Origin of the sequence: Teretinema zuelzerae, from assembly GCF_021021555.1 — a bacterium.
GTDB lineage: Bacteria > Spirochaetota > Spirochaetia > Treponematales > Treponemataceae > Teretinema > Teretinema zuelzerae.
In genome coordinates this window covers 30,906-57,077 of record NZ_JAINWA010000001.1, presented here as the reverse complement: position 1 = coordinate 57,077, position 26,172 = coordinate 30,906, and the positions used below count along the sequence as shown (strand labels likewise).

At 55.8% G+C, this 26,172-nt stretch carries 23 protein-coding genes; 8 read left to right on the top strand and 15 right to left on the bottom strand.

Features of this window, described 5'->3' with window-relative positions:
• Positions 1–55: 55 nt before the first annotated feature.
• Positions 56–1,336, bottom strand: a complete 1,281-nt coding sequence (locus K7J14_RS00245; protein ID WP_230752039.1) for an ABC transporter substrate-binding protein — start codon at positions 1,334–1,336, stop codon at positions 56–58.
• Between the two features lie 180 nt (positions 1,337–1,516).
• On the opposite strand from K7J14_RS00245, the gene K7J14_RS00240 reads away from it, so the two are divergent.
• The 3 genes from K7J14_RS00240 to K7J14_RS00230 are packed head-to-tail and all read left to right on the top strand — an operon-like array spanning position 1,517 to position 3,136.
• The gene (locus tag K7J14_RS00240) at positions 1,517–2,197 is read left to right on the top strand and encodes a DUF4386 family protein (RefSeq protein WP_230752038.1); all 681 of its coding nucleotides are present in this window, start codon (positions 1,517–1,519) and stop codon (positions 2,195–2,197) included.
• A 47-nt stretch (positions 2,198–2,244) separates the two neighbouring features.
• Positions 2,245–2,757, top strand: a complete 513-nt coding sequence (locus K7J14_RS00235) for a ribonuclease toxin HepT-like protein (protein WP_230752037.1) — start codon at positions 2,245–2,247, stop codon at positions 2,755–2,757.
• Positions 2,744–3,136 (top strand): nucleotidyltransferase domain-containing protein, encoded by a 393-nt coding sequence (locus tag K7J14_RS00230; protein ID WP_230752035.1) that lies wholly within the window; start codon positions 2,744–2,746, stop codon positions 3,134–3,136. Before K7J14_RS00235 ends, K7J14_RS00230 begins: the two co-directional genes overlap by 14 nt.
• Before the next feature lie 14 nt (positions 3,137–3,150).
• On the opposite strand, the gene K7J14_RS00225 is transcribed toward K7J14_RS00230, so the two are convergent.
• Positions 3,151–3,864, bottom strand: coding sequence for an SGNH/GDSL hydrolase family protein (locus K7J14_RS00225; protein WP_230752033.1), 714 nt, complete (start codon positions 3,862–3,864; stop codon positions 3,151–3,153).
• A gap of 142 nt (positions 3,865–4,006) precedes the next feature.
• Here K7J14_RS00225 and K7J14_RS00220 point away from each other — a divergent pair, with 142 nt between their 5' ends.
• On the top strand, positions 4,007–4,375 hold the full coding sequence (locus K7J14_RS00220; RefSeq protein WP_230752031.1) for a helix-turn-helix domain-containing protein: 369 nt from the start codon (positions 4,007–4,009) through the stop codon (positions 4,373–4,375).
• Here K7J14_RS00220 and K7J14_RS00215 read toward each other — a convergent pair.
• Entirely contained in the window at positions 4,312–4,635 is a 324-nt protein-coding gene (locus tag K7J14_RS00215) for an STAS domain-containing protein (protein ID WP_230752029.1), read from the bottom strand. The genes K7J14_RS00220 and K7J14_RS00215 overlap by 64 nt on opposite strands.
• Before the next feature lie 134 nt (positions 4,636–4,769).
• Between K7J14_RS00215 and K7J14_RS00210 the strand changes: the two genes are divergently transcribed.
• Entirely contained in the window at positions 4,770–6,260 is a 1,491-nt protein-coding gene (locus K7J14_RS00210; protein ID WP_230752028.1) for a PTS transporter subunit IIC, read from the top strand.
• A 67-nt stretch (positions 6,261–6,327) separates the two neighbouring features.
• Here the strand turns inward: K7J14_RS00210 and K7J14_RS00205 are convergent, their stop codons facing one another.
• Positions 6,328–7,470 (bottom strand): GGDEF domain-containing protein, encoded by a 1,143-nt coding sequence (locus tag K7J14_RS00205; RefSeq protein WP_230752027.1) that lies wholly within the window; start codon positions 7,468–7,470, stop codon positions 6,328–6,330.
• A 181-nt stretch (positions 7,471–7,651) separates the two neighbouring features.
• Here K7J14_RS00205 and K7J14_RS00200 point away from each other — a divergent pair, with 181 nt between their 5' ends.
• From K7J14_RS00200 to K7J14_RS00190, 3 genes are all read left to right on the top strand, one after another.
• The gene (locus K7J14_RS00200) at positions 7,652–8,776 is read left to right on the top strand and encodes an aldo/keto reductase (protein WP_230752026.1); all 1,125 of its coding nucleotides are present in this window, start codon (positions 7,652–7,654) and stop codon (positions 8,774–8,776) included.
• Between the two features lie 767 nt (positions 8,777–9,543).
• Entirely contained in the window at positions 9,544–11,172 is a 1,629-nt protein-coding gene (locus K7J14_RS00195) for a methyl-accepting chemotaxis protein (RefSeq protein ID WP_230752025.1), read from the top strand.
• A gap of 102 nt (positions 11,173–11,274) precedes the next feature.
• A complete protein-coding gene (locus K7J14_RS00190; RefSeq protein WP_230752024.1) occupies positions 11,275–12,330 on the top strand; it encodes a hypothetical protein in 1,056 nt (351 codons plus the stop codon).
• Between the two features lie 58 nt (positions 12,331–12,388).
• On the opposite strand, the gene K7J14_RS00185 is transcribed toward K7J14_RS00190, so the two are convergent.
• From K7J14_RS00185 to gspG, 11 genes are all read right to left on the bottom strand, one after another.
• A complete protein-coding gene (locus tag K7J14_RS00185; protein WP_230752023.1) occupies positions 12,389–12,733 on the bottom strand; it encodes a hypothetical protein in 345 nt (114 codons plus the stop codon).
• 7 nt (positions 12,734–12,740) lie between these two features.
• Complete coding sequence (locus K7J14_RS00180; RefSeq protein ID WP_230752022.1) at positions 12,741–13,505, bottom strand: substrate-binding periplasmic protein; 765 nt, start codon at positions 13,503–13,505, stop codon at positions 12,741–12,743.
• A gap of 101 nt (positions 13,506–13,606) precedes the next feature.
• Positions 13,607–14,266 carry a hypothetical protein gene (locus K7J14_RS00175; protein ID WP_230752021.1) on the bottom strand — a complete coding sequence of 220 codons (660 nt, stop codon included), beginning with the start codon at positions 14,264–14,266 and terminating at the stop codon, positions 13,607–13,609.
• Positions 14,263–19,671 (bottom strand): RHS repeat-associated core domain-containing protein, encoded by a 5,409-nt coding sequence (locus tag K7J14_RS00170; protein ID WP_230752020.1) that lies wholly within the window; start codon positions 19,669–19,671, stop codon positions 14,263–14,265. The genes K7J14_RS00175 and K7J14_RS00170 overlap by 4 nt, the downstream gene beginning before the upstream one ends.
• 4 nt (positions 19,672–19,675) lie before the next feature.
• Positions 19,676–22,834, bottom strand: a complete 3,159-nt coding sequence (locus K7J14_RS00165) for an InlB B-repeat-containing protein (protein WP_230752019.1) — start codon at positions 22,832–22,834, stop codon at positions 19,676–19,678.
• 1 nt (position 22,835) lies between these two features.
• The gene (locus K7J14_RS00160; protein WP_230752018.1) at positions 22,836–23,318 is read right to left on the bottom strand and encodes a hypothetical protein; all 483 of its coding nucleotides are present in this window, start codon (positions 23,316–23,318) and stop codon (positions 22,836–22,838) included.
• Complete coding sequence (locus K7J14_RS00155; protein ID WP_230752017.1) at positions 23,315–23,857, bottom strand: carboxypeptidase-like regulatory domain-containing protein; 543 nt, start codon at positions 23,855–23,857, stop codon at positions 23,315–23,317. Before K7J14_RS00155 ends, K7J14_RS00160 begins: the two co-directional genes overlap by 4 nt.
• Positions 23,854–25,209: a hypothetical protein gene (locus K7J14_RS00150; RefSeq protein WP_230752016.1), complete on the bottom strand. Its 1,356-nt coding sequence runs from the start codon at positions 25,207–25,209 to the stop codon at positions 23,854–23,856. The genes K7J14_RS00155 and K7J14_RS00150 overlap by 4 nt, the downstream gene beginning before the upstream one ends.
• An 18-nt stretch (positions 25,210–25,227) precedes the next feature.
• The gene (locus K7J14_RS00145; RefSeq protein ID WP_230752015.1) at positions 25,228–25,545 is read right to left on the bottom strand and encodes a hypothetical protein; all 318 of its coding nucleotides are present in this window, start codon (positions 25,543–25,545) and stop codon (positions 25,228–25,230) included.
• A complete protein-coding gene (locus K7J14_RS00140; RefSeq protein ID WP_230752013.1) occupies positions 25,542–25,721 on the bottom strand; it encodes a hypothetical protein in 180 nt (59 codons plus the stop codon). The genes K7J14_RS00145 and K7J14_RS00140 overlap by 4 nt, the downstream gene beginning before the upstream one ends.
• The gene (gene gspG / locus K7J14_RS00135; RefSeq protein WP_230752011.1) at positions 25,693–26,148 is read right to left on the bottom strand and encodes a type II secretion system major pseudopilin GspG; all 456 of its coding nucleotides are present in this window, start codon (positions 26,146–26,148) and stop codon (positions 25,693–25,695) included. The genes K7J14_RS00140 and gspG overlap by 29 nt, the downstream gene beginning before the upstream one ends.
• Between the last annotated feature and the right edge of the window lie 24 nt (positions 26,149–26,172).

The window sequence follows — 26,172 nt, the reverse complement described above, 5'->3', positions numbered from 1 at the left end:
GGACTTGGCGGGCTCCCGCCCCGGGCGGGCACCCCGCCGCGAGGCAAGGGGCGTTTTACATTTTGGGAAGTCCCGCTACCGCTTTTTGCATGTCGGTTATGAACTGGTCCATCTTGTCCGGATTCTGGGCGAACAGGTCGAAGATCGGGCCGAATACGTTCTGGCCGGCTCCGTCGGGCAGCATTCCGAAGAATACGCCGTAGTTGCCGCCGCGGGCGTTCGCCGCCATGAGGGCCTGGCTGAGCTGTCCGGAGGGCTTGAGCGTTACGGACTTGAACGCCGGGATCATGCCGGCCTTGTTGACCATGTAGTCGTGTCCTTCCGGCGTGGTCGCCATCGCCTTGAGGAAGGCTTTGGCGGCGTCAAGATTGGCGCTCTTCGCGTTTACGCAGTACCAGCTCGGAGCGAACAGATACAGGCCCTTCTGCTCGGTATCGAGGAAGGCGTGGGGCGCGTAGCCGATTTCAAAGGTGACGCCGAGCTGTTTGAGGTTCGGGTCTACCCAGTTGCCCTGATGCAGGAAGGCTGTCTTTCCCTGGGCGAAGGCGCCGACCTGGTCGTCGTAGCTTCCGTTCAGCAGGATCTTCTGGTCCGCGTATTTGTAGAGGAGCTGGAGATACTTTGCGTATTGGGTAAAGCGGGGAATGTCCAGCTCTCCCTTGAGCGCCTTGTTTATTACGGTAGTATCGGTGAACTCGAGTCCGCCGCCCCAGTAGCAGGCAAGGTTGTGCTGGGCCGCGACCCACCACATTCCGCCGGCGACCGATGCCGCCATCGCCACGGGCGCGTCGATTCCGAGTTCCGCTTTTTTGGAGTCAAGCGTTTTCAGGGCCGCTTCGTAGGCCGCTCTTGTAGTGAGCTTCGCCGGATCGATTCCGGCTTTTTTAAGGATTTCCGCATTGTAGGCGAGTCCGTATCCTTCGATCGCCACGGGGAATCCCACGACCTTTCCGCCTACCTTCATGGCGAGGTCGGTGTCCTGCACCCAGCTTTCGCCGCTCAAGTCCGCGATATAATCCTTCCAGATTTCGTATCCGCCGAGTCCTTCGATCACGAAGATGTCCGGCATCTGTCCTGCCTGGGCCTTTGCCTTGAGCGCTCCGCCGTAGTCTCCGCCGCCGCCGAGGGTTTCCACGGTTACCCTGGTTCCGGGGTTTGCCGCCGTGTACGCCGCCGCGTATCCGTCAAGGGCGTCCTTGATTTCCACTTTAAGCTGGAACATGTTGACCGAGGCTTCCTTCGCCTTTTTCGATCCTCCTCCAGTACATCCTGCAGCTCCCGCGATCACTGCCGCCATCAATCCGGCGACCGCGATTTTCGTTGCAACTTTCATCATTTCCTTCCTCCTCTAGATTTCTCCTCAACCACATTCGCCAGGTGTTACGTAACACCTATAAACCGAAGTATAGCATCGTTTGACAGGCTGTCAACAAAATTGTGAACACGGCGCGCTCTTTTTTTGTTGCCGAATTGCTGATCGCCGGATACACTTCGAAAAACAAGGAGCTAAACGCCAATGGAAAAAAGAGATTCAGGAGAGTACGCGTCTTTGTTCGCGTGCGCCTTTTTCGCAACCCTTATCATGCTCGTTATTATTCCGGTTCAGCTGGTCGTGTTCGCGGCAACCGGGATTCCCGGCTCAATAGAAGACTGGTTCGCTCTTTTTTCCGCCAACCCGCTGCTCGGCTTTTTCCACGCCGATCTGTTTATCCTGGTGAACAACATTCTCATTTCAGTGATCTATCTGGCCTTCTACCATACCCTGAAAGGGATTAATAAAGGGATGATGCAGATCGCGGTGATGCTGGGCTTGATCGGAATAGCCGCCTATATTTCGTCCAACCGGACCTTTGAGCTGTTCGCCCTTGCCCGCGAATATTCAGGAACCGCCGATGCAGACGCCCGCGTTCTTCTGGCAACAGCGGGCACCGCGGTGCTTTCCGGCTGGCAGGGCACGGCCTTCGACTCCTATTACGTGCTCAACGGCGTTACCCTGCTGATCCTGTCGATCATCATGTTCAGGAGCCCCTTGTTCGGCAAAGCATCTGCCGCATGGGGACTTTCCTCCGGAATATTGATGATGATCCCTTCTACCGCCGGCACAGTCGGCCTGGTTTTCTCCGTGCTTTCGCTCATACCCTGGTACGTGTTCGCCGTCCGATTCGCCTTTGTGTTCAGAAAACTGTCCGCGCGATGAAGTATCCTCTCTGGCGAAGGTTCTGAAAAGGCTGTACATTTACAGGCATGGAAACGCGACGCGTAGAGGACATTATGAGGCTCAAGTCCGAGTTGGAGCTGGATGCGAGTCTTGTTGAACCGCTTGTTGTCAGCAACCGCCGGGCAGAGGAGCGCATCGCGCATGGTTCTTCCGACGAGCTTGATTACGCGGCGCTCGGCTATACCATTCATAATATCTATGGATGCGTTGAAAATACCTGTTACCGGATTTCGAAGTTTTTTGAAAACGGTCTTTCCCGGGATAGTTGGCAAAAAGATTTGCTTTCCCGAATGATTCTGGATATACAGGGAGTCAGGCCGCGCTTTTTTTCTCATGAGGAGAACCTTGTCTGGGACGAAATCCGGGCGTTCCGTCATGTGTTTCGAAATCTCTATAATCGACCCTTCGATTCCGAACGACTTATGCTGTTGCAGAAAAATGTCCCCGGCGCGGTTGGTTCTTATACCCGCGGAGTAAAACGGTATCTGGATTTTCTCGATGTCCTTGCCTCCGAGCTTGAGTCGTATGAGCGAACATGATCCGGGCTCTCTGAAGTTCGACTTTCTCGCGGCAGTCCGGCGCATTTCAGCTGCCAACCGGAGAAACACAGAGGTTAGCGCAGTCCGGCGCATTGAAGCTCAGGCGGAGGGTGCACGGCTCGCCGTTGAATTGTCCCTTGCCGATTCCGGTATCCAGAAAATCTGGGGATTCGGTTCAACTTTCGAGGACGCTCTCCCTTTCACTTTAAACTCCGATATAGATCTTGCTTTGGAAGGCGGGTCCCTTCTTGGACTCTATCGCATCGCGGAACGTTCGGCTTTCCCGGTGGATCTTGTCGATATCACATCCGCGACCGACGCCTTCGCAGAGCGGGTCCGATCTCGGGGCAGGCTGTTGTTCGAACGCGGGGACGGTTGAGATCCGCGATCCGTTCATGCTACCTGCACGTTGTTCCTGCGGGCGTCGCGCGTGGTTTCGATGAGCACGGCGGCCATGAACTCGTGGCCGGCTTCGTTCGGGTGGATGCCGTCTTCGCAGATGAGGCGCTGGTAGTTGTGTTCGGCGAGAAAGGCCTTGCGCATGTCTATCATGAAGCAGTTGTTTTTAAGCGCGAGCTTGGTCGCCTCCAGCGAATACATTTCGTGCCAGCGGTACAGGTAGTGAATATCCCCGAGCCAGTTTCTGATGTACTGTTCATCCAAACCCCGCGAGATCGTCTTGATGTATCGTTCGGGATCCAAGGGCGGCAGGGTCATCAGGATGGGACGGATTCTGTTGCTCCGTGCGGTGTCTATCAATTCCTGAAGCGTTTCGACGAATTGCGGAAGGGGAGTCGCCGGTTGGTGCTTTCTGTCCCGAAATTCGCATACTTCGTTCCAGTTATAATTGCAGTCGTTTCCGCCGAATTCGATGATCGCCGAATCGCAGGCAATCGAGTGTTCGATGTCTTTCAGCATGATGGTTTTGCCTTTTGTGATGGTGCTCCCGAAGTAGCAGCGGTTAATTACTGCGATGTCCAGTTCGCGTCCGGCAACGCTCAGGCAGTTGCGTTCGCATACTCCGTATCGTTTGCCGCCGTATCCCTGCACGACGCCTTTTAAAATAGAATCACCCCATACGGCAAGGTTTTGTACTGTATTCAACATGCAGTATTAGACTCTTCTTCCAGGCTTGAGGTTGCACCTAAAAGGGCTGAATCACCTGTGCAGATAATTGAAAAAGTGTAGATAATGGAGAATTTACATTGTTTCCAGTGAAAATTAATTCAGAACGTATTATGCTATCAGTGTGAGCAACATTAAACTGGTTTTAGGAACCAATATCAAAATGCTTCGCAAGGAATTGGGTTGGCGCCGGGTTCGCCTGGCGGAACTAACGGATCTTACTCCGACCTTTTTGTTTCATATTGAAAACGGAACGCGCGGAGTGTCTCTGGAAACGGTCGATACCATCGCCAGGTGTCTGGGGGTGAGCGTTCCTCGTTTATTCGAGCCTATCGCCGAAGAAACTTTGGCGGAGATCGAAGAAAGGGAAACTCCGGAACGCATTCTTGAGCGGGAGATTCGGGAGGCTGTGCAGGCCGCCGTAAAGCGCTATGTGTCCAGCGAAGCCTTCCTGGAGCCCGAGGAAGCGGCCCTGGCCTCCGAAGCGAAGTAGCTTTCCAGGAGTTCCTGCAGTTTGACCAAATCGAAGCTTCTTTGCGCGTTGTTGTCCTTTAACGTGCCGGAGAAGCGGACTTCGACTCCCTGCTTTTTCCATTGTTTGCAGCGGTCTATCAGCGCGCGCATTCCCTGCGCGTCGACCGACGGGAGCGCCGACAGGTCGAGGCGGACGATGCCGTTTTCTTCTTCCAGTTCCTGAACAGCGAAGGCGAATGTATTTTTTCTTCTGTGATGAGGTTCTTCCGCTGCTTCCATTTCTGTATCAGTATCTCCCTATATAGCGGTATATGTCAATAATTTATACCTTTCAGTTAGCTGAATTTATCCGAAAGATAATAAGTGATATCGTCACTTGACTGATCTTTCAGCGGTAACCTACACTCGTGCATATGACAACCTTTATTGAAATCCTCGGCTCAGGTTTTACCGCTTTTTTTTCGTATAAGGCGTATGTGATTCTTCCCGCCTTTATGCTGATTCTGGCCTTTGCCGCGCGCATGAAGGCCTCCGACGCGCTTCGTTCGGCGATACAGATCGGAGCGGGTTTCGCGGGCATTTTCGTGGTGTTCACCTTTTTCGTTTCGCAGATAAGCCCTGCCATCGATTCGATCATAAAGGTTCGCGGCCTTGATTATCCGGTGCTCGACATCGGCTGGCCGCCCCTTGCCGCTATTACCTGGTCCGCGTCCCTTACTCCGTTGGCGATCGCCCTTGCGATGCTGGTGAACCTCGCGATGCTGGCGACGCGCATGACGCGCAACCTCTATGTCGATTTATGGAATTACTGGCATTTCGCCTTTCTGGGCGTCATTATCCAGGGGGCTACCGGCAGCGTTTTTCTGGGAATTGCGTCCGTGGTGCTGATTACCGTATACACGATCAAGTGCGCCGAGTGGAGCGCCCCCCATGTGCTGCGCGAGACCGGATTGGACGGCATCGCGGTGAGCCCTCTTTCGGTGGCAGGCCTTTTGCCGTACGCGGTGTGCGTAGATTGGCTGTTCGACCGCGTTCCCGGCCTTCGACGCCTTTCCTGGAACCCTTCGCGAAAGCGGAATATCGGCGGCGATGCGAGCGGTTCCGAGAGCGGCGGTTCCGAGAGCGGCGGTTCCGAGAGCGGCGGTTCAGCGGATGCTGCCAGCGCCATCGGCGAGTCTTCCCGCGAAAAAACCGCAGCGATTCCGGCGGCGGAGAGCCTTTTGGGAGAGCCGATGGTGATCGGCTTTCTGGTGGGCGCCTTTTTGGCCTTTCTGGCCGGTTACGGCATCCGAGAACTGCTGGAAATGGCGGTGAATATCGCGGCGGTGATGTTTTTGCTGCCCCGCTGCGGCGGTTTGATCGGCGAGGGCATGGGCGCGGTATCGCGCGCAGTGAAGGAGCTGGTGGAGCGGAAGTTCCCGAGCTTTACGGGACTTTCGATCGCGATGGATACGGGCTTTTTGATGACGAATCCTTCCGTGATCGCCACCGGCTTGATTCTAATGCCGATTTCGCTCGCGCTCGCCTTTATCCTGCCGGGCAACCGGGTGATTCCCGTGGGAGACCTGCCGAACCTGATTTCCATCATGTCGCTGACCGTTCTCATTCTGCGCGGCAACGTGATCCGGGCTGTGCTCGCGGCCCTGCCCGTACTGGCGACCTTTCTCTGGTTCTCGTCGAGTCTCTCTCCGGTGTTCACGCGCGAGGCGCTGAAGGCGGGCATGGACGTGGGCGCTTCAGGCCGCGAGATTACCGCCTTTACCGACGGCGGCAACCAGCTTCGCTTCTGGCTCTATCATCTGTTTCAGGGAAACCCCTACGCGATCGCGGCTCTGCCCCTGGCTGCCGCCCTCGTGTTTTTCGCGTGGAAAGCGCACCGCGCATCTATGCGGAAAGCAGTCTAGAAGAGCAGGGTGAAGCGATTCCGCCGTTCATGGAACTTCAGCATGAGGGGGCTCCGAACGAGGAATCTCAAACCCTGTCTGCGATGTCTGCCTCGGTCTTTTGAAGATCCTGTGATGTTTCGAGAGTGATGCGGTTGCGCCCTTCGCGCTTGGAACGGTATAAAAGGGCGTCGGCGCGGTCGATGAGGGTGTTCGCGGTGTCGTTGTTGCGGCTCATCGCGATTCCGGCGCTTAAGGTTACGGGCCAGAGGTTTTTAAGAGTGTCGAGGTAGAGAATTTCCGCGACGCGCTCTGTAACGAATTCCGCTTCCTGGAGTTCGGTGTGGGGTAAAATGAGTATAAATTCTTCGCCCCCGTAGCGACAGGCGCAGTCCTCGGTCCTGATCCCCCGTTTAATCGCGTCTGCTATCGATATGATGACCCGGTCTCCAGCGGCGTGCCCGAGGCTGTCGTTGATGCGTTTGAAAAAATCGAGGTCTATCATGACGAGCGACAGAGGGTAGCCGTGGCGGCGCGCGCGCTGTATTTCCTTTTGCAGGCGTTCGAGGCCGTAGCAGTGGTTGAGAAGTCCGGTCATGGCGTCGCAGGAAACGAGGCGTTCGAGTTCGCGGGAGTAGCTCCGCGTTTTTCTCAGGCGGAGCTCGTTGCGCCTGATGAAGATGGTAAGTATAACATATTGGCAGGCCATGACGATCAACATGGAAAGTCCGGTGTCCCACATCCGGGCCGCTTGAGTTCCGTGCCTCAGGATGAGGTCCGGGCGAATGTATTCGATATGGAAGAGTATGACGCTTTCTACGAGTATGGCCAGGACCGAGGGGTAGGTGATGAAGGCGCCTTTTCTGCGGCTGGCTTCGCTCGCCAACAGAATCGCGTAGGTGAGCACGAGCAGCATGACCAGGGGGGTGCCGCCTTCGACTCCGCCGCCGGTGAACCAGAGAACGGGCAGGTGGCAGAGGACCACGAGGCCGAGGCTCGCGTAGCCGAGGGTGTCGAGCCGGCGGAGTACGCGCGAGCGGAAGTACAGGAGAGCGAGCATTCCGATGAACAGGGCGTTGAGCGTTATATGGAAGATCGACAGGCTCAGGGTTTCGGCCAGCATGGTCGATTTTAAACTGAACAGCAATCCTCCGAACGTGATGATGTTGTAGATTTGAAGTTCGGTGGATCCTTTTCCGGCAATAGATACTGCCGTTTTGATCGAGGGCAATCAGTTCTCCTCGCCCGGGAATGTTCGCGCGCTACAAGGGTGCGGAAGGCGCCGGGGCATGGTATATTTTGTACAGGACAAGCGGTTTGTTCAAGTGTCCGCTCGGCGCAATTTGGATAAATTGGAGATATTTTACACAGTTTCTTTCATTATAATGCAGATTCTGCAAGGAGGGTTCAGAATGGAATACCGCACGCTCGGCGAGGAAAAGGTTTCGTTATTGGGATTCGGCTGTATGCGCTTCCCGGTTAAAAAAGGGAAGATCGACGAGGAAGCTTCCCGCAAGATGCTGGAGCGGGCTCTTGAGGCGGGAGTCACCTATTTCGATACGGCCTGGCCCTATCACGACGGGAAGAGCGAAGCCTTTGTCGGTTCGGTTCTCTCCGGTTTTGATCGTTCGCGCTATCAGCTCGCGACGAAGCTTCCGGTGTGGCTCGTCCATTCCCGGGAGGACGCGCGCTCATTCGTGGAAAAACAGCTGGCGAATCTTCGCACCGACTATATTGATTTTTACCTCTTGCACGCGATGAACGGCCAGCGCTGGCAGGAGATGCTTTCTTTCGGCGTTCCCGAGGCCTTGGAGGAATGCAGCGCGGAGGGGAAGATCCGGAAGCTCGGTTTTTCCTTCCATGGACCCTACGGCGACTTCGAGCGGATTCTCAAAGCGCGGAAGTGGGATTTCTGCCAGATCCAGCTCAATTATATGGATGTGAACGACCAAGCGGGAAAACGCGGCGCGGACCTTGCCCGCGAGCTGGGCATCCCGGTCGTAATCATGGAGCCGCTGAAAGGCGGATCGCTCGCCGCCCTCCCGCAAGACGCGATGGCCCCGCTCCGTGCAATCAATCCGGCTTCCACCGCGGTAGAGTGGGCCTTGCGCTTTTTAGCCGGAGACCGGAATATCCGGGTGCTGCTCAGCGGGATGGGAAGCATGGAACAGCTTGAAGAAAATTTGAGGATCTGCGATTCCCCCGCGCCATTGAACGCCGAAGAAGAGGCGGCCCTTGAACGAGCGAAGCAGGTCCTGGACAGCCGGGTTCGCAACGGCTGCACCGCGTGCCGGTATTGCATGCCCTGTCCGCACGGAGTAGACATCCCCCGGAATTTCGCCCTCTGGAACGATTGGGGCAAATACTCCAACGCCCGCGAGGCCCGCTGGAACTGGCACAATCCCGACTTTGCCTCCGCACGCGCCGACGCCTGCGTCCAGTGCGGCGAATGCGTCCCCAAGTGCCCGCAGAACATCCCCATCCCCGCCGACCTCTCCCGGGCCGCCGCCGAACTCTCCGCTATCAAACGCCAGTGATCGCTCGCATCGCGGGGTGATACTCTTACCGCCGGCGGGGAGTGCGCGGGAAAGCGAGGTACGCTGGCGGTTGGCGGTGAGTGCGCGCGGGAAAGCGAGGTACGCTGGCGGTTGGCGGTGAGTGCGCGGGAAAGCGAGGTACGCTGGCGGTTAGCGGTGAGCGCGCGGGAAAGCGTGCGGCGTTGGCGGTTGGCGGTGAGTGCGCGCGGGAAAGCGAGGTACGCTGGCGGTTAGCGGGGAGCGCGCGGGAAAGCGTGACGCGCTGGCGGTTGGTGGGGAGCGCGCGGGAAAGCGAGGTACGCTGGCGGTTGGTGGTGAGTGCGCGCGGGAAAGCGAGGTACGCTGGCGGTTAGCGGTGAGTGCGCGGGAAAGCGTGTTGCGCTGGCGGTTGGCGAATGAGCGCGCGGGAAAGCGTGTTGCGCTGGCGGTTGGCGGTGAGAGCGCGCGGGAAAGCGAGGTACGCTGGCGGTTAGCGGTGAGCGCGCGGGAAAGCGAGGTACGCTGGCGGTTGGCGGTGAGCGCGCGCGGGAAAGCGAGGTACTCTGGCGGCTGGCGGTGAGCGCGCGGGAAAGCGAGCGGCGCTGGCGGTTGGCGGTGAGCGCGCGGGAAAGCGTGACGCGCTGGCGGTTGGCGGGGAGTGCGCGCGGAAAAGCGAGGTACGCTGGCGGTTGGCGGGGAGCGCAAAAGTGAAGCGTGTTAAGCTTACCGCAGGTTGAGAGCGCACGCATTTTATTTCCTTTTTTTGCGCGAGTGGATATAATAGAAGTATGCGAAGTTTACAGTTTGTCGAGAAGCGCCTGGAAGCGGCCTATTTGTCGGAGGACGACGAGTTTACGACGGTCGCCCGGGTGCTTTTTTATGTGTCGGCCTTTTTATCGTGTCTTGCGTTGATTATGACTCTGGTGATCAGGAGCTCCGGACTTGAGCGGCCGATAATCGGCGTTCTGTTCGCGGTGTTCGTCGTCATCTCTGCGATGGTGTTGTACGGCAGAGCCCGCCAGGCGAGCCTCGCGTTGAGCTTTGTGCTCTCCGTCGTCCTGAGCTCTCTCGTTTTTACGAATCCGAACTGCAACGGATATCTGGAATACTATCTGATCGGATTCATGAATATGTTCGCCATGGGGCTGACGATTCTCGTCGGTTTTTACAAGTGGCAGGTGTTCCCTATCGCGGGCATTTCAATTCTCGCCGTCGTGCTCAACGCGTTTTTGCGCGTGATACCCTGGGCGCGCGAAACCGGCGGGTCTCCCCAGTTCGACGACGTCGCAATAGTTTCGGTTTTAAGCCTCTGCGTGGCATTCAGCCTGTGGGGTGTGTTTTCCCGGACTACCCGTTTCAACCGGCTCGCGAAGGAATCGGGAGCAAAGAGCGACCGGCAGGTCGGCATACTCCGCGGAGCCATGGAAGCGTCCGGAGACGCTCTTTCGCGCGGTGATCAGCTTTCGTCGTCCGCGGCGCGCACGAAGGATCTTTCATCGCAGGCGCTTGCCCTCGCAGATACCGCGGGCAACTCGATGCGCGAAGTCTTGAACGACAGCCGCAAGCTCGGCGGCGAGCTCGACGGAATCAGTTCGAATTCCCGCACCGTGCGCACCAGCACGGAAGCCCAGAGCAGCGTAATAAACCAGACTTCCGCGGCTGTCGAAGAGATGACGGCCTCCATCCATAACATCGCAGGGGTGACCCGCGAGAGGCGGGAGGCGGTGAACGAGTTGACGCATAGCACAGAAGAAGGCCAGCAGGTCGTCTCCCATTCATCCGAATCGATGAAAAAGGTAGAATCCTCAACGGGAGCTATTCTTGATATCGTTAAGGTGATCAGCGCGGTAGCCGCCCAAACGAACCTGTTGGCGATGAACGCCGCGATCGAAGCCGCCCATGCGGGAACATACGGACAGGGCTTCGCGGTCGTTGCCGACGAAATCAGAAAACTTTCCGAGCAGACGAGCAAGAGCGTCAGGGCGGTGAACGATACGGTGAAGGCGACGATCAGCGATATCCGCATCGCTTCGGACGGAAACCTCCGCGCGGTGCAGTCTTTCGCTTCCATCGCCCGCGAAGCCTCGCTCGTTTCCGGAGCGATGGACGAAATCATCAACGGCCTTGACGAACTTTCGCGCGGAACCGAGGAAATAAACCGCGGCGTCGCGGATTCGGTATCCAGCACGAACGAACTGCGGACTGCTGTAGCCTCGCTAGATGTGCAGATAGACAAGGCGAGAGAAAGCCTTGTCGCCCTGTCTCATGCGGCGGAGCGAGTGGAAAGCGAGCTTTCGGAGGTTCGCGGCAATGTCCAGTCGATAGCGTCCGAAGCCGGCCAGGTCGAGGAAATCGGAAAGCTCAATTCCGAAGGCCTCTCGGCGATAAAAAAGGCGCTTGATCGAGCGGGCCTGTAGGCTTCTGCTCGCATCGCATGAAGGACCGGCGTTTGGCCGGTCTTTTTTTTGGTTTAGCGAGTACTATATGTATATTGACAGATACCGGTTCGGTCGTATCGCGTGAGCGGAAAGCTTCAGACGGAATTTCCCCTGGAGACCGCCGAGATCCTGGAGCTCTTCGCGGATTTTAACTGGAACGAGCGGCTCTTTTTCCGCTTCGGCAAACAGAGCGCGGGGTGGGGCGTGAGCCGCTTCTATCAGATTGCCGATCCCTTGAGCGTAGGCGTAAAGGATCTCGACGATCCCGGCGCAGACCTTGAAGGACCCGTTGCCCTCCGCGTGTCCCTGCCGCTCGGTTTGAACACCCTGTACTTCTACGGCGCCGTGAAGGACTCGTATCTATCGGATACGTCCGCTCCGCGCATTCAGGACGCGGCATTCGGCGTCAAGGGAGACTTTCTCGTAACCCCTCCGAAGAATCCGATACTGGGAAACGGTGAGCTGACCCTCGGCGCCTTTTACCAAAAGAACCTCGCGCCTCGAGCGGTTCTCGGGTACTCGACCGGTTTCGGAAAGCTTCAGGTTTTCACGGATCAGGCCGTCTACTGGGGCCTCGATTCCGCCGTTCTCGAAGATTCTCTCGATCCCTTATCGCCCGTTCCCGTATACGCAAGCTCCGTTCCGGACGACGGCCTCCATTACGCGGCGACCCTGGGCGGCATGTACGTCAACTCCGAATGGAAATTCACTGCGTACGGCGAGTATCTTTTTCTGGGATGGGGAAGCACTGACGAGGAGTACTCGTCACGTTTGTATGATCGATTAATCGCTGAATTTTCAGGGTCTGCCATGCCAGTGATGATGGCCGATATCGGAGGTTATTCCGCGAAGCACAATTCCGCGTTGAGTTTGTCGTGGAGCGAGCTTCCCTTTAGCGACGAAGTGTCGGCCCAGGTTCTGTGGACGCAGAACTGGGTGGACGGTTCGGGCATGGCGTCGCCCTCAATTACTTTCTCTCCCTTCGATTATTTCTCCATCAAGTGGGGCTTAACCGCCGCATGGGGCGCCGACGACAGGGAGTGGATTCTCAAGACCGGTGATTTCACCGGCGGTTTGCCGGTTCCCCGCCGGCTCATGGGCACGCTCGCGTTCACCCTCGGCACCGGCAGGTTCTAAAGATTTTCGGGATCGGCTCGATCGAGCCGGTCCCGGATTTGCCTCGTATGTCCCTCGTTTATTTTTTATCGACTCCGGGATATTCGTTCCATTTTTCTGAGTAAAGCGAATAAACCGTGAGCGCGCCGCCTTCGATTCGGAACTTCATCAGGGTGTTGTATTGGTGGGCGGTTTCTATCACGCAGAACAGTTCATGATGTTCGGCGTCGTAGTAGGCGACGCTTTCGAATGATCTGTCAGCGGTAATTACGTATTCCTGGTATTGATTCCGCGAGATTTCAAAAGAACGCGTTCCCCGGTAGTCTTCTACCGCGTTTTGAATCGAGTAAACCCCGGTTATCGTTTCCTCGGCTGATGCGGATATCGGGGATGCGAGCGGGGATACGAAAATCAAACATGCCATAACCCTTTTAATCAAGCATTTGCAATTCAATATGTTCATGCTGTATTTTATCATATACCCCGTTTTGTTTGAATGCCGCAATCTTGGCGTTAATTTCTCTTGCGATGCCTGCGGCTGATTTCGATTTCTTTGAAATTGCGCAATACATGTTCTGTTGAGCTAACGGTGGATCGGTTTTTGTTATTAGATTTACGGAATCCGGAAAACATGTTTTTATCAGGTATTCGACGTTCATAGTCGGACCGGCGATATAGTCGACTCTTTCTGCAAGAAGCATTCGTATGCATTGCGTCAGATTGACAAGGTCGATGATAGTCGGACCGTTTAATCGATCGAATGCATCGCTGTTCGATGCCCAATGCACTCTGGCGATTTTGCGATCTGACAAGTCCTGCAACCCGGAAAAAGCGAAATCGTTCTTCGACAATTGGAAGAGAGCTGTTTCCTGCGACATCAGAGGTTCGGGATATTCCAGGTACTGCATTCTTTCAATCGTTTTAAAGGCGCCAATTATGCAGTCTGCTTCGCCTTTTTGCACCATTGCGAGCGCTCTCGCCCACGGGTAGAATTCGATTTTTACCGTGTATGCAGAATCTTTAAAGACATGCTCTATGATATCGACCAGCGGGCCTTGTTTGTAGAGTTTAGTGCTGGTGAACGGAGGCCATTCCTCGGCGACTATAAGAATTTCCTCCTGCGCCGCCGCGGAAGCCGCGAATCTGATTAACATTGATGAACAAAGCATGAGGCTCAGAACCTTGTTCTTGCTCATTCCCGACCTGCCTTAGCATAGTATTTTTATTTTAACGCAATTTTAAAAAAACGGTTACCCCTAGTATAGGAGTAACCAGTTGTTTTGTCGAATTTCAAGAATTATTCGTATTGAGATTCCATATACGAAATCTGCGTGATGATTCCGTTTTTCCAATCTATGGAAATTTTCTCTTCATTTTCAATACATGATAAGGTGATAACTTCTTTCCCGGTTTTTTCTGTTACGCCGATGAAATCAGGATATAGCACACGATATTTGTATTGAACCTCCTGAAGTATTTTTCCTTTTTGGTCTACACGAAGCAGAGTCAGCGTCTTATCTCTATCGAATGCGATTATCGCATGTGTTGCTTTTGCATCTGGTACAATGCTGACATAACTATCATGATTGCTGAAAAGCGTCGTGATTCTTTTATTTCCGGGCTCAATAAAAATAATATCGATTAAATATGAAAAATCATTCCATGCTATAATATTTTTTGTTGTATTTTTATTTGGTACCATAACAAGAACGTTTCCATTTTCATAGAATGCTCCAGCTCTATTCACTAATATGCTATCTCTTGTTAGTCCAGGAAATAGGGGGTACTCGTCAAGAATGATCCTTTCCTTATTTTTTGACACTGCCAGTATTTTCGAGGTGTCATTTGTCGAATCAAAATCAACAATATACTCAGATGTATTGCAACTGATGAAAAAGCTGGAAAGGAAGATCAAGAAAAGGAGCAATGGGATAAAGGTTAGGGTTCTGCTATTCATTTGTTTTTGTTTCCCTCGCCTACTGTTGAATTTCCAAATACGTTAACAATCGTTCTGTTGTCAAAAGTGTCGACGTTCATAGCATGAATACTGAGAAGAGAATCCATATCCGCTTGATTAAGAATACCAATGCAGCCATTTGTATTTGTCAATGGTGTAAAATGAATATTATACCCCATGTCCTTAACAAAATTGCCTTCTGTGTTTTTCAACATTTGCGAAGCGTTCGTGATAAATTGCGTTTCTCCAAACCTTGAATCGCTTGGTTTCATAGTGCCGGTAACATCATATGTTCCGTTAGGAAATTGAGTGGGATGCGTAGTTGAGTCGCCTGTTTGTTGAGTGCGGTTGGCGTCTTCATTAAATGTTGTATTATTCTTACTGTTTTTTTTTGACACAACAGCTGTTGTAACATTGATTGTTTTAGTCGATGTTATTTGACCGTCCTTAAATGTAATGGTCATCTTTTGACTGTCCTTATCCACAGAAAGCGTAAGGAGTAATCCCCACAAGTCCACGAAATTAATCGGGTCGGAGGCGCAGTAGGTGTACCAGTTGTAGCCGTCGCGGATGGGGTCGGGGGTGGTGAAGCGGGCGAGGGAGGGGGCGTAGTCGCGGTAGCCGAAGTCCATCAAACTGGTGGCGGGCGAGCGGTATTTGGAGACGAAGGAGGGATGGTCGAATACGGATGAACCGAGCAGAGACGAGTTTGAAGCGAGTTCATCGATTCCGCCGAACGCGTTCATGCGCGGCAGCTTTTGGAAAGCGCCGGACTCGTCGGAGAGAGAGGCGACGGATTCGTTCACGGATATTCCGTAGTAGTAGTTCGCTCCGTCGACCGATGAAGCCGCCGGGAATCCTCCCAGGGTCAGAAGCTCGCGGGATGACAGCGAATGCGCAGTCTCACCGCCGGACGGCGACGGCACGGAAGTCGAGCGGGAGGACTCGGCATCTCCGATCCATCGATACCTCGAGCCGGAAGAATCGTCGGTAGCGAAAGCGGCAGATTGAACAGGCTTCACTGAAAACATATCAAACTCCGTGCCGATATAACTGGCGACCATAGCTCCGGCTCCGTCATCCTGGATAGACGAGCGCCGGCCGTACCCGTCGTACGCGTAATCCGTCGATACGATCGAGTTTCTCATTCCGTCGGCAACGACCGAACGGACCATCCTGTTTTTGTCATTATACGAGCATACTAGCGAATTTCGCAAGTCAAACATTTTCACGAGATTGCCGTTTTTATCGTACGAAAATGAGGCCTCGCCTCGCTTAGTCAATCTGTTTTCCGCGTCGTATTCCATTCGAATAGAACTTCCTCCGAGCCTGATTTCGGTCATGTTTCCATTTTGGTCGTAGGCATAGCGTTCTTTGCGGACCACCTGCGATTCGCTGACTGAGGGAGCCGCACCGGGTAGAAATTTCCCCATGAGCGAAACAGCCGTGCGGATGTCTTCAGGCGAAAAAATAACCCGCTCCAACCCATCTCCTCCCTCCGCATCCGCCGGCGTTTCTGCGCAGACCAGCTCTCCGCGCGAATTCCATGAGTATCGCGTTATCATTCCCTCTTCGTCGACCCCCAGCCGGCGCCTTCCGTTTTCATCGTAAGCCCACGCTTCGGCTCTCAGTATTTCCCCTGTTATCTTTTTTTCGCGTATCCAACTGATTCTTCCCGCCTCGTCGTATCCGCGCTCGATCTGTATGCCGTTAGCGAAGGTTCTGCGAATTTCTCTTCCTCGAGCATCGTATGCGAACGTTATCGTTAACCCGTTGGACAGATCCCTTAGTTCCAGGATTTCATCGTTTTTTCCCAACCGCCGTCTGACGTCTCTCCCGCTTCCCTTCGCGCGGATCATCCGACCGGCCTTATCATAGAAGAATTGCATTTCAGCGCCGCTCAACGCATCTTTCTGTCCGACGATTCGTCCAGCCTGATCGAAATCGAATTCGATTTTCGTCGTGTCGTTGCCTCTCGCGATCTCCCTTCCGGCGGCGTCCTTGATTATTTCGATTCTGCCGCCGCCGCCGGTTTCTTCGATTATTTTGCTTCCGTCCGAGATATATCTCCTTGAAGTCTTGACCCCGTTTCCATCGATGCCTTCTATCGCGCGGCTTCGGGCATCCCACCGATGCGTCGATGAAACATGCAGTCTGTTTGTTTCCCCGACCAGGCGGCCGAATCCGTCGAAGACCGAGATCATGGAGTTTCCGGAAGCGTCTTTGGAAGCGATAGTTTTTCCGTCGGAAGAATATTCGAAATTGAAGACGAGGGCGTTATCGTCTCCACGGTTAAGCGTTTGCGTCCGCCCGCTATCATCAAATGTACGGGAAAGGCGCACCCCTCCGCGTGTATATTCGGAGATGCGTCTGCCTCCTGCGTCGTAGTCGTATTCTGCCGAAACTCCAGCTGCGTCTGTTTCCCGGACGACGAGTCCTGCCGAGTTTCGTTCGTATGCCTCGAAGGAGCCGTCGCAATACACGATTTTCGAAATCTCCCCGAAATCGTCGTATTCATAGCGGGTCTCATTTCCGTACGGATCGGTTTCGACCTCAACGCGGCCGAACGCGTCCCGATCAAACGAGCGGAGGTTGTTTTCCCCGTCGGCGAATCCTGTGACTTCCCCCCATCCGTTGAGCCGGTATTCCCTGCGGTATATTCCGCCTTCCAGGACGACCGCAGAGCGAAGATCATGCGAGCGCGATATCGACACTGATTCGATCAACTCTCCGTCGGCACCGAACACGTTCCGCGAAACCGCTGTTCCCGTCTTATCCCGTTCGTACGAAACAAATCCGGCGCTGCGTCGTTCCCGAATCAAAAAACCAGTCGAATCGTATTCGTTTGAAACGAGGCTTCCGTTTTCGTCGGTGTATTCAAGAATTTTACCCGCAGGGCTCTTAACCATCCGCGAAGCCAGTTCGCCGTTTCGGAACTGTTTGAACTCTCCGGTTTTTTTGTTTCCCTGCAGGTCGACGATTCCTCCCAGGCGGGTTTCTAATCGGGCGATAGATCCGTCAGGGTCCCATGCAAAAGATTCAGGCGCGAGATTTCCGCTTTGCTTCGATAACAGCCGGTTTTCGCTGTCGTAGCGCAGCGTTTGCGCTCTATTCGACCCGTCCTGAACGGTGATGATCGCTCCGGACGGCGTTAGCTCTTTAGTCCTGACGATGCGGAACGGTTCGCTGCCGGCATATGTTTGCGTCAGCTCTTCTTTTCCTTCTATTGAATATGCAAAGTCCGTGCGGAGTCTCCCCCGGATGATCGACGCTTTTTTTCCTTTGGCCGTCCAGGCGTATCGCGCGATTTCCTTTCCGTTCAGCGTTTCCTTGAGGGGCAGGTGCCGTTTGTCGAATACTGTTTCCCTTTTTCTCGTTTCTCCGCCCACCGTGTCCTTCTCGATAATCTCGACGATGTCTTTTCTGCTATTCCATTTCCACGAGGTTTCGAGGCCAGCCTGATCGAAAATTATCATTGCATGGCGTCCGTATTTCCATTCAATTTTTCTTCGTTCGCCGTCGATGAAAGAAATTATTCGTCCCGCCGAGTCCCACGCAAGATCGGACTGGATGATTTCGTCTCCTGCACCCTGGAGAATCCGTATCGGTTTGTTATGCGCATCGCGTTGGATGTTCGCGATGTATTTTCCGTCTTCAACGATTTTGACGATGAATCCGTTTTGATTCCGCTCGATCGTTTTAAGAGGCCGTCCTTCTCTGAAGACTCCGGATACTCCCCATGCATCCCATTGATAGGTTTCAAGCGTTCCGCCCCGGCTTAGTCGCTCGACGAGCCGGTCGTTTTCATCGAAGCTCAGAATCTCGCGCGAACCGTCGGGATAAAGCGTCGTTGTTCTGTTTCCCCGCTGGTCGTATTCATGCACGGTCGTTCCCTGCATGCTTTCTTCCCGGAGCACGTCTCCGGTCGCCTGATCTCTGATATATCTGATAGTCGGCTTTCCGCTTTCCTCGATCGATACCGTCCGGTGCAATTCATCCCACTCGATTATTTTTCTGTCTCCGTCCGGAGAGGTCCACAGCGTTTTCCGTTCAGCCGGGCGGTACTCAAAATATTCCGGGTGTCCTTCCTCGTTAACGGTTTCGGTAACCAGAGGCCTTCCTTTCCGATCGGTTTGTCCGTAAATGATTTTTGTTTTCGCGTTCATGGGTTTTACGATTTCGGCCAATCTGCCCAGGGAATACCCGTATCCTATCGAGTCGTTTTCAAAGTCCGTGACGGAACTCAACGCGTCGCTTCCATGGTTGTATACGATTTTTCTCCCCAGCGGGTCGACGATCGCGTCGATGCGCTGCCTCTCGCCTTCGACCGCGTACCGGTACCCGTAGGCGTCGATGATTTCCCGTATTCCGCCGGTCGCTGTATTCCGCGAGATTTCCCGAATCAGCGGGTCTCCGTAAGGATTGCGTTTTTCCGCCCGGATCAGCAGTCCGTTTGAATCGTAGCGGTACGATGCGCCGTCCGATGCGGTATACACGAACCCTTGCGCTGAAAGCGCGTCCGCGCGGTCGATGCTGGCGATCCTGTCGGTTCGGGCCGCGTCCGGGTCGAGGGCTTTCCATTCGCCGGCGCCGTCCGGAATGAAAATATGCGGAACTCCTTCGGGATTTATCAAGAGCAACGAGTCGTTTCCTATGCCCATCCATCCAATCGGCAATCCGCTCCACCAGGACAGCGTGTTGCGGGACGCGAGAGCCATTGCGCGATCTGCCTGATCCCTGACGAGTTCGTATTCTTCGAGCGCTTCATTCAATATGCGTTTCGCTTCCCGGGCTTCATCCGCGCAGGACGCCGTCCGGGCGGCGAGAAGATCGGCGCGCTCCCATTTTTCTTGAAGCGGATCGATTATCCGGCTTTTGATTCTGTTTTTCGCGCTGAGCGCTCCGATATCGACTCCGCGGATGATGCGCGAATCGGCGAAGAAAAACCACCCTTTCCCGAAGGAAGGACCGCCGGGAGAATTGCTCGCGTAGATCCGCGGAAACTCGAAGTCCGATTCTTCAAGATAGAACTCGCCCGTCGTTATCCTGACCGGATCTCCCGCTTTGTCGGAATCGGCGTTCGCCTTTTCCTCGGAGACTTCTGCCTTTGCGGTTTCAGCTGCTTCCTTCGATTTATCTGTTTCCGCGGCAACTTCCGTCTTAAGCGATGCGGCTTCCGAGACGATCGATTCAGCTTCCGCAATATCGGCGTTGGTGCTGTCTCCGGCGCTCGAACCGCCGCTTTCGCCTCCGCTTTCCGCTTCTCCTCCCGGCACTGTGTAGGTCGTTCTTCCGTTTACAGAGTCGTAGCTGACGTATGTCTGTCCCGGCGTATTCTGAGCATGAGCGCTCGTCAGCCATGAAATAAGCATGGCGGCTAAAATCCGTTTACTGGGTGTTTTCATCATGTTAATCCTCAAAATAGGTATAAAAGAGTTTGTCCAGGAGGCTGCCCGCGGCAGTCTTGTTCGGGACCCATCCGGTAGATTCAAGGACGAAGCGGCTTTGATTCGCCGCTCCCGATCCGCGAATGTAGCCCGCCTCGTGGCTCGCCTTCGGCGTTCCCTGAGCCATCAGCGGAATGAGGTGGACGCCCATATGCCCTTCGCCTTGACCTCCCTGTTCCCAGCCGAGGGGAACAGCCGCGTTCAGCGCGGTTTTAAGGCTTGCGGCCTGCGTAAGGGCGCGGTTTTTTATTGTCGCCGAAGAAAAAAGTCCGTCGCGCGCCGAGAGAATCAAATCTGCGAACGACCTGATATCGATATAGGAATCGGTCGGGTATGAAGCGAATCGATATAGCCGCGAATCATCCATGGCAATCGATTTAAGAAGAGTCTGAGACGATCTGTTTTGAATCCCCGCGGCCGCATTTTCCATGAAGGCGTTGAAGACGGACGAGAGCGCAGGGACGGCCGAAAGACGTATCGCCGATATGCCGGTATTCGGAGTCAGCGCGTATTGGACGCGAAACTGATCCACGGCCGCGGAGGCGAATTGTTCAGCGGTCAGTGAGCTTGTTCCGAAGAGGGTGAACAGCGCCGCGTAATTCCAGCCGGCGGAAGGAATCGCTCCCGGCGATCCGACGAGCCATGCGGCGCAATCCGAAAATTCCCTCGCCACTTCTAATATTCCTCCGAAGCAGGTATCCATGCCGATCGCGGCGATCCCCCTGTTTCGAACGGCGTTTCCCGCCTGCGCGAGGGTCATGGAAGTTCCCGACGTATCGTCTATGGCCAGGGCCTTCATGCTTTCTGCGGGACTTCCGCCCGCAGTTTCATCCGACCTCCAGCCGGTACCGTGGCCCCAGAAAATGAGCCCGTAATTCGCCGCCGGATACGCCGTCTTCGCGTGGTCGAGCAACAGCGAAAGCGTGCTCGGGAGCGCGAGATCGAGCTCCGTCTGCTGGTTCTCCGTTATGCCGAGCGCGGGGCACTCGATTCTCTGCGACCGGATTACCGTGTCGGATCCGGCCGGGTCCCGCTTGATTTTGTAGAGCCTCGTGTCGCTCCAGTTTCCGTTCGTTGAATCGTAGGCGGGGCTCCTGTCGATCAACACCAGGATGTCTCCCTTCATCGAGCCGGTTTCCGCCGCTTCCATTTCATTGATATCGAGAATAGCCGCCGCTTCCAGATCGTTGTCTGCCGCCATATATACGATGAAGGTCCATTCTCTTTTTTCGAATCGCGCGGATACCGAGGCATTCGCGTTCATCTTGATGGTCTCGTTTTCCGCGTCCCCGGAAAGATCTCCCGTCCATTCGACGAAGCGGTATCCGGGGGAAGGCTCGGCTGCCAGTTCGACCGTCTCGCCGGCCGCATACACGGCCTTCTCCGGAGAGCGGATGATCCGGCCGCTTCCCGAAACGGTCGAGTTTAGCGTGTATTCCGCCGCGACCGGAATTAAAGCGAACTTGGCGACAATCCACTGGTCGTCCGTCATGCGGATAAAAATGTCGTCTTCAGTGCCCGCGTATGTTCCGCTCCAACCGCTGAATCGCCAGCCGGGCGAGGGAACCGCCGTAATTCTTGCATACTCGCCTTCCGCATAGCCCGTCTTCGAAGGAACCGCGCGTACTGATCCTCCGGCCGAAGATTCGGTTTTGAGGGTATACAATCTCGGCGGAGGCTCGGGTTCGGGCTCGGGTTTCGGTTCAGGCTCCGGGATTCTGCTGAAGACCGGGATGATCCACTCGTTTCGCCGCACTTCGAGGATGTATGGATTGTTGCGGATTCCGGTTGCCGCACTGTCGCCGATGGTTCCCGACCATCCGGCGAACTCCCAACCGGCTTGCGCCGTCGCGGCGAGCCTGACGAATTCTCCAGGCGCATAATCCATGGAAGCGGGAGACCGTTCGACCGATCCTCCCTCGGCAGAGTCTATTTTTACGGTAAAACGTTCAGGCGGCGGCTCGGGGAGAACTTCAGCTTCTTCTCTGAAAAGCGGAATAATCCACTCGTTCGCCCGCGCTTCGATGAGGAGTATTTCGTCGCCGACATCCATCGATCCCGATTTTTCCAGCGTTCCGCTCCAGCCGGCGAATTTCCAGCCGCTTTCGCATTGCGCGATCAACCGCACCTGTTCGCCGTCTTCGTATTCTGTTTTCTCCGGTTCCGCTGTAACGCTTCCGCCTGGCCGATCATCGACGCGGATCTTCCAGCGGACCGGTTCCGGGATCTCTTCAATCGGAGGTTCGGGAATTTTCTCGAACAGGGGCACGATCCATTCGCTCCGTTCAATAGTAATAATGAGCGGGTTCGACGCGCTTTCAGCCGTTCCCGTCCAACCGAGGAAACGCCATCCTTCAGAGCATTCAGCCGAAAGCTTTACATAATCGCCTGAAGCGTAGCTCGAGCTTCCCGGCTCAAAGCTCGCGACTCCGCCCTCGGCTCCGTCGACCCGTAGCGTCCATCGCGGTTCCTCCGGCGGAGCGTCGGGCGCGGGGATTTCCGTAAATCGGGGAATTATCCATTCGTCCCGCGCCGCCTGGATCACCAGCACCGGATCGAGCGAATCCGTTTCCGCCGTGCCGAACCATCCGGCGAAGGTCCATCCTTCGTCAGCAACGGCCGTCATTTTTACGAGTTCTCCGGTGGCGTATCCGGTTTTAATCGGCGAGGTTTCCGCGATTCCTCCGCGAGCCGAGTCGCAGCGGATCGACCAGACGGGTTCCGGGTCGGGCGGCGGCGGTACTGCCGGTTCGGGAACGCGCGCGAAGCGTGGAATGATCCACTCGTCTTTTTCGACGTTCAGGACGAGCGGATTCTCCGTCGTCTTTTCCGTTCCCGAGATCGTGCCGCCCCAGCCTGAAAACTCCCAGCCGGCCGAGGGAAGGGCGGAGACTCGAACAAGCTCTCCTGCCTCGTAGGCGGTTTTCATCGGAGACCGTTCAATCCTCCCTCCCGGAGCGTCGTCAGTTTGAACGGCGAAGCCTTTCGGCGCCGGCTGTTCTGGAACTGCGAATTCCGCCAGCCGCTCGAAGGGAAGATCCTTCGAACAGGAACTCAGAACGACAAGGAGAGCAGTTTTGATCGCGAGCGCGCGAAAACCCGATAGCGTACCTCGTTTCATATCAGTCCTCCACGCCGATCGCGAAAAACGACCGGTCCCGCCAGCTCGAGCCGTCGCTGAAAGAGACCCGTACGATTTCGCACGGATCGATGGTCCAGTTTTCTTCGGGAATCGAGTTGAGTTTTGCGTCGAGGCTGAGAGCGAGCGTTTTCCGCTCTCCCGGCGCCAGAGATATTTCCGCCCGCGCCAGCACCGGGTTTCCGCCGGCGATCTCTACCGGCTCTCCGCTCGAATTCGTGCAGAACATGACCGCTTCGATTTCCGATATTTCCTTATTCGAGCAATTGATCGCGTCGAATACGATTCCCGCGATAGCGAAGTTTCCCGCCGACTCGCCGATCGACATTTTCGGTGCCGAAACCACGCAGGGTTTTGCTCCGCCGTTTGCGAACAGCTCGAAGAACTCGCCGCCGTCCGCCGCGCAACCGAATGCCGTCAGCGCGGCGATCAATACCGCGAGACCGGCCGTTGTCCGTACATTCATTCGCGAACCTCCTTCGCCCAACGCTCGACCCGTTCAAGCGCTTCGTCTTCGCGTTCCGAGCCGGAGGCAAGCCAATCGCCTATCGCTGCGTACACATTCCACGCCCGGGTCACCCGCTCTTCCTCCGGTAGCGATTCGAGCAGCGCCCGCGCTTCCTCCGCGCCTCCTTCAGAAAGCGCGCCGTCGATCTGCCGATACACCGCGATTCTCGACGGAACGCGGATGTACGCGACAATGCGCGGATCGGAGAACTCGACCGTTTGCGAAACCGACGCATGGCGTTTCCCTTCGCCCCGAAGCACCGTCTCGCCGTAGGGAACCCGCTCGAGCGCGAACCGTCCGTTGATGTCTGTTTCAGTTTTGTTGAACGCGCCCGTCCCGATCGCATAGCCGGGAACCGGCCGGTTCGCCGTGTCGTAAATCATCCCTTGCAGGGTTCCCGTTCTTCCGAAGGGCTTCGCCGTCGCGCAGGAACATAGCAATGCACAGAGCAAAATCGCCCGCGAGACCTCGCGCGCGAACGCCTTGATATTGTTCATTTCAGAATCTCCTTTTCGCTAGATGCGAGCCGCTCCCGCACCGTGCCGTCGCCGAGCCGCGTGAATATCCAGCGCGAGCCGTCCTCCTCCTCGATGTTTCCGATGATCGTCCCCTCGACCTCATCCGCGGCCTTCGTTCGCACCGCGAGTCCCGCCGGTTTGTTCGCATTCTTTTTTTTACTGGCGAAGGCTTTGCGAATCATGTCCTCGGGAGGAAGTGGTGTCGGGTGTAAAGCGGTTTCCGTTTCCGCGCGCAATTCCGCGTCGATGCAAAATAAGGAGTCGTCTGTCGGTTTCTTTCGGATAGCGAACGATTCCACTCTCATTCCTGCATCACGGTATGCGTTCGCGAGGTCGGCGAAAAAAAGCGGGAGCGCGTTTTCTTCGATTTCCATGCCCAGGAGAAACTGGGTGTTTTCGTTCGCTGTTCGAACGGAAAGCGGATGCCGTCCCGTCGCGCGCGCAAGGCGTTCCATTTCGGATAGATTCCTCCGCGCGCGCTCTGCTGCCGGGATAGCGTCCGCCGCGATCGCGTCCGGCCGGATCGCATCCTGCCCCTGTAGTTCAAGCGCGGCGCCTCTGACTGAAAGTTCGACATGAGCTTCTGCGATGCCTCCGTTCCAGCGTATCTCTCCGCTCGCCATGGTTACCCCGTTCTCGTCCTCCGCGAATCCGGCCAGCGCGTCCGCCGCGTTTATAATTTCATAGCGCGCTTTCATGAGCGGCCGTTCGCCTCTTGAAAACGACAGTTCCCGAACCGTTCCCTTATGCAAGGCCGCCGCGCGAATTGCCGAGTTAAAAAGCGCGGAAAAGGTTTCGCTCTGCGCGGCCCGATCAGCCGGCGTTGCGTCGGCGAGCGGCGGCTTACGCGCCGACGCTGATTCATCCGATGCGACGACTTCCGCAATCGGTTCCGCTATGGGTTCCGCTATGGGTTCCGCGGCGCTTCCCGGGTTTCGGAAGGAGGCGAGTACGCCCGCGGAAAGGCAGAGAAGTACAAGCGACGAAAGGAGGAGCGCTGCTTTTCCCGCGTGGTATTCTCCTTTCTTTTTTTCCCGGGGAAGACTCAGGCCGCGGAGAAGCGGGGATATGCGTTTTGCATTCCGTATCATCTCCGCGGTCACAAAGCGGACTCCGCGCGGATATTCGCGGCGGGCAGAGACGAGGGTGAGCAGGAGCGAGCGGGTGTTTCCGTCGTCAAGGGTTCTCCGGTCGACGCGTGTGCCGTCCGGGTAAAACGGGTGGACGGCGCGAAGAAACTCGTTCTGCTGCCGCGTCGACGGCTTCGGTTTTTGATAGTCCATCAGATATGAGCTGTACGAGCCTTCCGGCATGAGTGCGGTCGCGCGCATGGGTCCTCCTTTTCGTCGTCAGTCGTCGGCGGTCGCCGTTTCGCCGGGGAAATACCAGGGGCGGCCGAGCGCTTCGATCCGCAAATAGCGGAGGGTCTTTCCGTCTGCTTCTTCTATTTCGAAGGATGCCTGCGGCCATCGGCTGAGCGCGGCTTCCGGCGTTCCCGATTCGCAATCGCTCTCGAATAGTTGTTTCTCGGCCGCGAGAGCGCAGAGCGTTTTCGCGCGGATCGCGGCGGCCGCTTCTCGTTTCGAGACGAGGAAGCCTCTGGAAGCAAGGGGCGGAAGAGCGATTGCCGCGATGCAAAGCGCGCAGAGCACGTCGATGTAATTCATCTGCCGTCTTCCGCTTGTTCTGCGACGAGGGCCTTTTCCAGGATCGCCGTCTGGCGTTCGCTTCGCGCAACGCCGGCTTCCCAGAGGCCGAGCAGGGCGATGGTAAGGATCACCGCGGCGATCATGAATGCAGTGACTGATCCTTCTTCAGTCGAAGCTGGAAATATCCGCGCCATCTTTTTCGCCTCCTTCTTTTTTATCCGCTCCGTAGGACGAGAGCGTCCAGGGAAGGTTCTCCGCTCCCGGACTCCGGTATTGCCAGGGCGATCCCCAGGGGTCGAGCCGCGGCGGTCGGTCGAGGTAGGGGCCCCTCCAGTTCGCGGGAACGGGGTGGAGTTCCGGTAATTTCCAGAGCGCCGCGAGTCCCTGGTCTGTCGTGGGGAATTGCGCGCAGTCGAGGTTGTAGGTATGAAGAGCCGTCCTGAATGCATCGATCTGCGTCCTCGCAGAAATTTCTCTCGCGCGTTCGATGTGGCTGAGCGCGGGAATTCCGATCCCCGCGCTCAACACCGCCATGATCGCGAGGACAATGAGGGTTTCCACGAAGGTGAATCCGTCGTCCTCTCCGGCGCTTTCGGATATGCGGTTTACTGTTGTTTTCATTGTTGCCTCCCGGCGTGCGTATTG

Bases quoted from the DNA above. Each gene is read 5' to 3' on its own strand.
- K7J14_RS00165 (WP_230752019.1), bottom strand. From the start codon at position 22,834: ATGAAACGAGGTACGCTATCGGGTTTTCGCGCGCTCGCGATCAAAACT.
- K7J14_RS00235 (WP_230752037.1), top strand. From the start codon at position 2,245: ATGGAAACGCGACGCGTAGAGGACATTATGAGGCTCAAGTCCGAGTTG.
- K7J14_RS00140 (WP_230752013.1), bottom strand. From the start codon at position 25,721: ATGGCGCGGATATTTCCAGCTTCGACTGAAGAAGGATCAGTCACTGCA.
- K7J14_RS00145 (WP_230752015.1), bottom strand. From the start codon at position 25,545: ATGAATTACATCGACGTGCTCTGCGCGCTTTGCATCGCGGCAATCGCT.
- K7J14_RS00195 (WP_230752025.1), top strand. From the start codon at position 9,544: ATGCGAAGTTTACAGTTTGTCGAGAAGCGCCTGGAAGCGGCCTATTTG.
- K7J14_RS00210 (WP_230752028.1), top strand. From the start codon at position 4,770: ATGACAACCTTTATTGAAATCCTCGGCTCAGGTTTTACCGCTTTTTTT.
- K7J14_RS00225 (WP_230752033.1), bottom strand. From the start codon at position 3,864: ATGTTGAATACAGTACAAAACCTTGCCGTATGGGGTGATTCTATTTTA.
- K7J14_RS00160 (WP_230752018.1), bottom strand. From the start codon at position 23,318: ATGAATGTACGGACAACGGCCGGTCTCGCGGTATTGATCGCCGCGCTG.
- K7J14_RS00150 (WP_230752016.1), bottom strand. From the start codon at position 25,209: ATGCGCGCGACCGCACTCATGCCGGAAGGCTCGTACAGCTCATATCTG.
- K7J14_RS00215 (WP_230752029.1), bottom strand. From the start codon at position 4,635: ATGGAAGCAGCGGAAGAACCTCATCACAGAAGAAAAAATACATTCGCC.
- gspG (WP_230752011.1), bottom strand. From the start codon at position 26,148: ATGAAAACAACAGTAAACCGCATATCCGAAAGCGCCGGAGAGGACGAC.
- K7J14_RS00180 (WP_230752022.1), bottom strand. From the start codon at position 13,505: ATGAGCAAGAACAAGGTTCTGAGCCTCATGCTTTGTTCATCAATGTTA.
- K7J14_RS00170 (WP_230752020.1), bottom strand. From the start codon at position 19,671: ATGAAAACACCCAGTAAACGGATTTTAGCCGCCATGCTTATTTCATGG.
- K7J14_RS00175 (WP_230752021.1), bottom strand. From the start codon at position 14,266: ATGAATAGCAGAACCCTAACCTTTATCCCATTGCTCCTTTTCTTGATC.
- K7J14_RS00245 (WP_230752039.1), bottom strand. From the start codon at position 1,336: ATGATGAAAGTTGCAACGAAAATCGCGGTCGCCGGATTGATGGCGGCA.
- K7J14_RS00155 (WP_230752017.1), bottom strand. From the start codon at position 23,857: ATGAACAATATCAAGGCGTTCGCGCGCGAGGTCTCGCGGGCGATTTTG.
- K7J14_RS00185 (WP_230752023.1), bottom strand. From the start codon at position 12,733: ATGGCATGTTTGATTTTCGTATCCCCGCTCGCATCCCCGATATCCGCA.
- K7J14_RS00230 (WP_230752035.1), top strand. From the start codon at position 2,744: ATGAGCGAACATGATCCGGGCTCTCTGAAGTTCGACTTTCTCGCGGCA.
- K7J14_RS00200 (WP_230752026.1), top strand. From the start codon at position 7,652: ATGGAATACCGCACGCTCGGCGAGGAAAAGGTTTCGTTATTGGGATTC.
- K7J14_RS00240 (WP_230752038.1), top strand. From the start codon at position 1,517: ATGGAAAAAAGAGATTCAGGAGAGTACGCGTCTTTGTTCGCGTGCGCC.